Annotated in this window: 5 protein-coding genes and 1 pseudogene; all 6 read left to right on the top strand. The window is 68.7% G+C overall.

Annotation, left to right across the window (positions count from 1 at the left end):
- The coding region (locus ACM14_RS29835; RefSeq protein ID WP_217491974.1) for an electron transfer flavoprotein subunit alpha/FixB family protein at positions 1-453 on the top strand (453 nt) is incomplete at its 5' end.
- Between the two features lie 154 nt (positions 454-607).
- Positions 608-1750: an ABC transporter substrate-binding protein gene (locus tag ACM14_RS29840; protein ID WP_013803458.1), complete on the top strand. Its 1143-nt coding sequence runs from the start codon at positions 608-610 to the stop codon at positions 1748-1750.
- 97 nt (positions 1751-1847) lie between these two features.
- A complete protein-coding gene (locus tag ACM14_RS29845; protein ID WP_065348142.1) occupies positions 1848-3638 on the top strand; it encodes an acyl-CoA dehydrogenase in 1791 nt (596 codons plus the stop codon).
- A gap of 60 nt (positions 3639-3698) precedes the next feature.
- Positions 3699-4658 (top strand): nitronate monooxygenase family protein, encoded by a 960-nt coding sequence (locus tag ACM14_RS29850; protein ID WP_012204314.1) that lies wholly within the window; start codon positions 3699-3701, stop codon positions 4656-4658.
- Positions 4659-4949: 291 nt separating this feature from the next.
- Positions 4950-6596: a thiol reductant ABC exporter subunit CydD gene (gene cydD, locus ACM14_RS29855; RefSeq protein ID WP_065348143.1), complete on the top strand. Its 1647-nt coding sequence runs from the start codon at positions 4950-4952 to the stop codon at positions 6594-6596.
- Positions 6593-7174, top strand: a pseudogene (locus tag ACM14_RS29860) (ABC transporter ATP-binding protein); the annotation flags it as partial. The gene cydD and the pseudogene ACM14_RS29860, both read left to right, overlap by 4 nt.

The raw sequence follows: 7174 nt of genomic DNA on the forward strand, positions 1-7174 counted from the left end.
AGCGCCCAGGTGGAGCAGCTGGCCGCCGCTGGCGACAACGGCAAGAGCAGCTTCGTGGGCCGCGAGGTCACCAAGAACGACCGCCCGGAACTGACGGCCGCCAAGATCATCGTCTCCGGCGGTCGCGCGCTGGGCAGCAGCGAGAAGTTCCAGGAAGTCATCACCCCCCTGGCCGACAAGCTGGGTGCCGCCATCGGCGCTTCGCGCGCAGCGGTGGATGCGGGCTATGCGCCCAATGACCTGCAGGTCGGCCAGACCGGCAAGATCGTCGCGCCGCAGCTGTACATCGCCCTGGGCATCTCGGGCGCCATCCAGCATTTGGCCGGCATGAAGGACTCCAAGGTGATCGTGGCGATCAACAAGGACCCCGAGGCACCGATCTTCTCGGTGGCCGACTACGGCCTGGAGGCCGACCTGTTCCAGGCCGTGCCGGAACTGGTGCAGGCGCTGTAAGCGGCTGAAGCTGAAAAATGAGGGGCACAGGCCCCTCTTTTTCCGTCATGGATTCCGGGATGGTCCGCTGGTCACGGCGCGCACCACCGACTACAACAACGGACTTGGCCGCCAGCCGGTGCTGGCGATGGCATGAACCGAGAGGGAGATTGAAATGAAGATGATGCGCTTGCGCCTGGCCCGCACGGCCGTGGCCTTTGTCTGTGGCGCCATGGCGCTGGCCGCCGAGGCCAATGCCTGGGTGGTGGGGCAGGTGGCACCCATGTCGGGAGCCGGTGCGACGCAGGGCCGTGCCTATGCCCAGGGCATGCGCCTGTACTTCGACCAGATCAACAAGGCCGGCGGCGTGCAGGGCCAGCCCGTGCAACTGGTCACCGTGGACGATGTGGGCCACCCCGAGGAAACCGTGGACAAGACCCGCAAGCTGCTGGACGAGTCCAAGCCCGTGGTGCTGGCCGGCTACTTCGGCAACCGCAACATGGCGGCGCTGCTGGACAGCAAGCTGCTCGACCAGTCGCAGATCTCCCTCGTGGGCTACCAGAGCACGGACACGCGGGTGCTGAGCAATCCCCAGATCTTCAGCACGCGCGCCAACCTGCCCGAGGAAATGGCCAAGATCGCCTCGCACCTGGCCACCGTGGGCATTACGCGCCTGGCCCTGCTGCATGACGAACGCCCGGATGCCAAGGCCGTGGCGGAACTCGTGGACAAGGCGATTGCACCTTCCAAGGCCAAGCTGGTGGTCAGCGCCTCGCTGAGCACGGGCAAGGGCGCCATGGACAAGGCCGTTTCCCAGTTGCAAAAGGCCCAGCCTTCGGCGCAGGCCGTGATGGTGGTGGCCTCCAGCCCCGTGACCTCGGCCTTCGTCGAGGCGTACCGCATGGCGGGTGGCACGGCCCAGATCTACGCCACGTCCGAAGCCGATATCGAGCAACTGGCCAAGCGCCTGCCCGTGGAGTTCATGAGCGGCCTGTCCATTGCCCAGGTCGTGCCCAGTCCCTACAAGGTGACCATGCGCCTGAACAAGGAGTTCAGGGACGCGGCCACCGCTGCCGGCAAGTCGCTGACCGTGCCGGTCAGCTACGCCATGATGGAAGGCTATGTGAACGCCCGCGTCATCGTGGAGGCCATGCGCCGCACCCAGCCGCTGACGCGCGACAAGCTGGCCGCTTCGCTGCGCGGCCTGGACGCCTTCGATCTGGGCGGCTACTGGGTTACCTATCGTCCGGGCTCGCAGGCGGGCTCGAAATTCGTGGATTTGTCCATCGTCAACGCATCGGGCCGCGTCACGCAATAACGCTGCAATGCAGTAGTGCCGTGGCGGCGTGCCCGCTGTCCCAGGTCGCCGCGCGCTGCGCGCCGGCGGTCCAGGCTCTGTTCAGGAAGGTTCAACAATGACTTACTCGGCTCCCCTCAAAGACATGCTGTTCGCCATGGAGCATCTGGCGCAGATCGACCAGGTGGCGCAGTTGCCCGGTTTCGAGGAGGCTGGCCTGGAGACGGCCCAGGCCGTGCTGGAGGAATGCGCCAAGCTGTGCGAAGGCGTGGTGGCACCTCTGAACCTGCCGGGCGACGTGGCGCCTTCCAGCCTCAAGGACGGCGTGGTCACCACCACGGCGGGCTTCAAGCAGGCCTTTCGCCAGTACGCCGAAGGCGGCTGGCAGGGCCTGCAGCATCCGCAGGATTTTGGCGGCCAGGGCCTGCCCAAGACGATTGGCGCGGCCTGTGTGGAAATGCTCAACAGCGGCAACCTGAGCTTTGCGCTGTGCCCGCTGCTGACCGACGGCGCCATCGAGGCCCTGCTGACGGCGGGCAGCGATGAGCTCAAGGCCACCTATCTCGAGAAGCTGGTGACCGGCGAGTGGACCGGCACCATGAACCTGACCGAGCCCCAGGCCGGCTCCGACCTGGCCCTGGTGCGCACCAAGGCCGATCCGCAGCCCGATGGCAGCTACAAGGTCTTCGGCACCAAGATCTTCATCACCTATGGCGAGCACGACATGGCCGAGAACATCGTCCATCTGGTGCTGGCCCGCGTGGCCGGGGCGCCCGAGGGCGTCAAGGGCATCAGCCTGTTCGTGGTGCCCAAGTTCCTGGTCAACAAGGATGGCTCGCTGGGCGCGCGCAACGATGTGCACTGCGTGAGCATCGAGCACAAGATGGGCATCAAGGCCTCGCCCACGGCCGTGCTGCAGTATGGCGACAACGGCGGGGCCATCGGTTACCTGGTGGGCGAGGAAAACCGCGGCCTCGAATACATGTTCATCATGATGAACGCGGCCCGCTACGCCGTGGGCGTGCAGGGCATTGCCGTGGCCGAGCGCGCCTACCAGCACGCCGTGGCCTATGCCCGCGAGCGTGTGCAAAGCCGCCCCGTGGACGGCAGCGTGAAGGCCAGCGCCACCATCATCCACCACCCTGATGTGCGCCGCATGCTCATGACCATGCGTGCCTACACCGAAGGTTGCCGCGCCATGGCGGCCACAGCCGCTGCCGCCTACGATGCGTCCCACCACCATGCCGACGCCCAGGTGCGCGAGGCCAATGCGGCCTTCTATGAATTCATGGTGCCCCTGGTCAAGGGCTACAGCACCGAGATGAGCCTGGAAGTCACCAGCCTGGGCGTGCAGGTGCACGGCGGCATGGGCTTCATCGAGGAGACGGGCGCCGCCCAGTACTACCGCGACGCCAAGATCCTGACCATCTACGAAGGCACGACCGCCATCCAGGCCAATGACCTGGTGGGCCGCAAGACGGCGCGCGATGGCGGCCAGACCGCGCTGGCCATTGCGGGCCAGATCGAGAAGACCGAGGCCGAGCTGGCCGCCAGCGGCACGCCCGAGGCACTGGCCGTGGCCCGCCAGCTGGCCGCCGCGCGCCAGGCCTTCGTGGAGGCGGTGCACTTCGTCTCGGGCCAGGCCAAGGCCGAGCCCAATGCCGTGTACGCCGGCAGCGTTCCCTACCTGATGCTGGCGGGCAACCTCGTCGCAGGCTGGCAGATGGGCCGCGCCCTGCTGGCGGCCGAGCAGCTGTTGCACAAGGGACAGGACGCGGCCTTCATGCGCGCGAAGATTGCGACGGCACGCTTTTATGCCGAGCACATCCTCGTCAAGGCGGCGGGCCTGCGCGATGCCATCGTGCACGGCGGCGACAGCGTGATGGCACTGCCCATGGACGCCTTCTGACCCGGCGCTCCCGCACGGCACAACGCAGACAAAGACACCGAGAACCAACGGAGACAACGCATGTCCAAGCTTCCCCCGGCGCTGAAGAAACTGGCCCTGCCAGTGATCGGCTCGCCGCTGTTCATCATCAGCAACCCCAAGCTCGTGATCGCCCAGTGCCAGGCCGGCATCGTGGGCTCCATGCCCGCGCTCAACGCGCGCCCGGCCGAGCAGCTCGAAGACTGGCTGGCCGAGATCACCGAGACCCTGGCCGCCTGGGACAAGGCCCATCCGGACCGGCCCTCGGCGCCGTTCGCCATCAACCAGATCGTGCACAAGAGCAATGACCGGCTCGAGCACGACATGCAGATGTGCGCCAAGTACAAGGTGCCCATCGTCATCACCAGCCTGGGTGCGCGCGAGGACGTGAACCAGGCCGTGCACAGCTGGGGCGGCGTGGTGCTGCACGACATCATCAACAACAAGTTCGCGCACAAGGCCATCGAAAAGGGGGCCGACGGCCTGATCGCCGTGGCGGCGGGCGCGGGCGGCCATGCGGGTGTCAAGAGCCCGTTCGCGCTGATCCAGGAAATCCGCGAATGGTTCGACGGCCCCGTGGCGCTGTCGGGCTCCATCGCCTCGGGCGGTGCCATCCTCGCGGCCCAGGCCATGGGTGCGGACTTCGCCTATATCGGCTCGGCCTTCATTGCCACGCATGAGGCGCGTGCGCACGACGCCTACAAGCAGGCCATCGTGGACGGCACCTCCGACGACATCGTCTACAGCAACCTGTTCACGGGCGTGCACGGCAACTACCTGGCGCCGTCCATCCGTGCGGCAGGCCTGGACCCCGACAACCTGCCCGAGTCGGACCCCAGCAAGATGAACTTCGGCGGCGACGCCAAGAAGGCCTGGAAGGACATCTGGGGCTGCGGCCAGGGCATTGGCGCCATCCGCGAAGTCACGGGTGCGGGCGAGCTGGTGGAGCGTCTCAAGCGCGAATACAACCAGGCGCGCGACCGCCTGCTGTCCACCCCGTAAGGTCGGGGAGCCCAGGACGGGCTCTTCTCCTACCCTGCCAGACGGCGCCTTCGGGCGCCGTTTTCTTTGGGTATTACCCACGCTGTGCGGGACCGGTTCTCGAAGTTGTTTGCGCAGAACCCCTTGCGCACGCTTGACTGCTTCACTCGGCTTCCCCCTACGAGCGACTTGCCTGGAGCAAGTTTGTTTAGAATTCTTTGCGTAATTTCAGTAAATACTGAAATTACAGAATAAATGAACAAACCTTGTACCCCGTCATTGCCTGAGTTCCACCAGCTGGCGCGTCGTCCGATGGCGGGTACGGGGCGCCTGGTGCTGGCCTCGCTGCTGTGGCTGCCCCAGGCGCTGCTGCTGGCGCTGGCCGTGCAGTCCATGGCCGATGGCGCGGGCGCGGGCGTGGAGCCGCTGTGGCCACTGTGGCAGCTTGCGGCAGGCGTGGCACTGCTGGGCGGATTGCGCGCCTGGTGCGATGCCAGCGGCACGCGCCGCGCCAATCTGCAGGCGCGCAGCCTGGTGAGCGCGCTGCGAATGCAGGTGCTGCGCACGCTGGCGGGCACCTCGCCGCTGGACCGCCAGCGCGCGGCCTCGGGCCAGGCGGCCAGCGCCATGGCCGAGCAGGCCGAGGCCATCGTGCCCTGGCTGTCGCGCTACCAGACCGCCATGTGGCGCGTGCGCACCGTGCCGCTGGTGATTGCGCTGGCCGTGGCCAGCCAGAGCTGGGTGGTGGCTCTGATCCTGGTGGTGGCCGCACCGCTGATCCCGCTGTTCATGGCCATCGTCGGCTGGCGCGCCAAGGCGGCCAGCCAGGCGCAGATGGTGGAGCTGGGCGGCATGAACGCCTTCCTGCTCGACCGGCTGCGCGGCCTGTCCACCCTGCGCGCCCTGGGCGCGGTGGATGCCACGGCGCAGCGGCTGCGCGCCAATGCCGAATCGCTGCGCGAACGCAGCATGCGCGTGCTGCGCATCGCCTTTCTGTCCTCTGCGGTGCTGGAGCTGTTCTCGGCCCTGGGCGTGGCCATGGTGGCCGTCTACGTGGGCTTTCACCTGCTGGGCCATCTGCCGTTTGGCAGTTGGGGCCAGACACTGAGCCTGGGCCAGGCGCTGTTCGTGCTGCTGCTGGCGCCCAGCTTCTTCGATCCCCTGCGTGAGCTGTCTGCCGTCTGGCACGACCGCGCCAGCGGCGAGGCCGCACTGCAGGCCCTGGGCGAGCTGGGCCGCGATGCGCAGCCGCTGCCCGGCGCATTGGCTGCGCCCGGCAGGGCGGCCGGCCAGGCCTGCGCCCTGCACCTGGAGCAGGTGCGGCCCCAGGCGCCAGGCGGCGCGGTCACGCTGCCGGCGCTCACGCTGGACGTGCGGCCTGGCGAGCATGTGGCGCTGTGGAGCCCCAGCGGCAGCGGCAAGTCGCTGCTGCTGGCGCAGATTGCTGGCCTGCTGCCTGTGGCCGAGCCTGGGCGCATCCATATCGACGGCCAGCTGCTCGACGGCGAAACGGCCGGCCGGCTGCGCGCGCGCATGGCCTGGATGGGGCAGAGCCCCCATGTGTTCGCCGGCTCGGTGGCCGAAAACCTCCGGCTGGGCCGCCCGGGATTCACCTTCGGCGAACTGCGCCAGGCCCTGCGGCTGGCCGGGCTGGGCAAGCTGGCCGAGACCCGGGCCGGCGCCACGCTGGGCGAGGGCGGAGCCGGCCTGTCGGGCGGGGAGATCGTGCGCCTGGCACTGGCGCGTCTGGCCTTGTCGCGCGATGCAGGCCTGCTGCTGGTCGATGAACCCACGGCCCACCTGGACCTGGCCACGGCCGCCCAGGTCACCGATGCCCTGCTGCAGCTGGCACGCGGGCGCACGCTGATCGTCGCCACCCACGATGCCGAACTGGCCGCCGCTATGCACCGCGTGGTGGAGCTGGCGGGCCATGCCGCCCCGCAGGAGCTGGCCGCATGAAGCCCCGCTCCACCCTCCGGCCCGTGCTTGCCGCCCTGGCGCGCATGGCGCCCCGGCGCCTGTGGCTGGGTGGCGCGCTGCTGGCCCTGCTCACGGTGCTCATGGGCATGGCGCTGCTGGGCCTGTCGGGCTGGTTCATCACGGCCACGGCGCTGGCCGGGCTGCTGCCGGCCACGGCCATCGTCTTCGACGTCTTCATGCCCTCGGCCGGCATCCGCCTGCTGGCCCTGGGCCGCACGGGCACGCGCTATGCCGAACGGCTGGTCACCCATGACGCCACCCTGGCCGTGCTGGCCGCCCTGCGCGAGCGGCTGCTGCGCAGCTGGGCCACGCCCGCCGCCGCCCTGAGCCTGCGCCTGCGGCCCGCGCGCCTGCTGCAGCGGCTGACGGCCGACGTGGATGCGCTGGACAGCCTGTACCTGCGCCTGTTCGTGCCCTTGCTGGCCGCCACAGGTGCCACGCTGATGGCCGCCCTGGCGCTGGGCCTGATGCGCTGGTGGCTGGGCCTGGCCTTGGCTGCATGGCTGCTGGCCACGGGCCTGGGCAGCGCCCTGTGGCTGGCGCGCAGTGCGCGCCGG

The organism is Delftia sp. JD2 (assembly GCF_001682645.1).
GTDB lineage: Bacteria > Pseudomonadota > Gammaproteobacteria > Burkholderiales > Burkholderiaceae_C > Comamonas > Comamonas acidovorans.

What these genes read in the sequence shown, in the direction of transcription:
- ACM14_RS29840 (WP_013803458.1), top strand. Translation starts at nt 608, where the DNA reads ATGAAGATGATGCGCTTGCGCCTGGCCCGCACGGCCGTGGCCTTTGTC.
- ACM14_RS29845 (WP_065348142.1), top strand. Translation starts at nt 1,848, where the DNA reads ATGACTTACTCGGCTCCCCTCAAAGACATGCTGTTCGCCATGGAGCAT.
- ACM14_RS29850 (WP_012204314.1), top strand. Translation starts at nt 3,699, where the DNA reads ATGTCCAAGCTTCCCCCGGCGCTGAAGAAACTGGCCCTGCCAGTGATC.
- cydD (WP_065348143.1), top strand. Translation starts at nt 4,950, where the DNA reads ATGGCGGGTACGGGGCGCCTGGTGCTGGCCTCGCTGCTGTGGCTGCCC.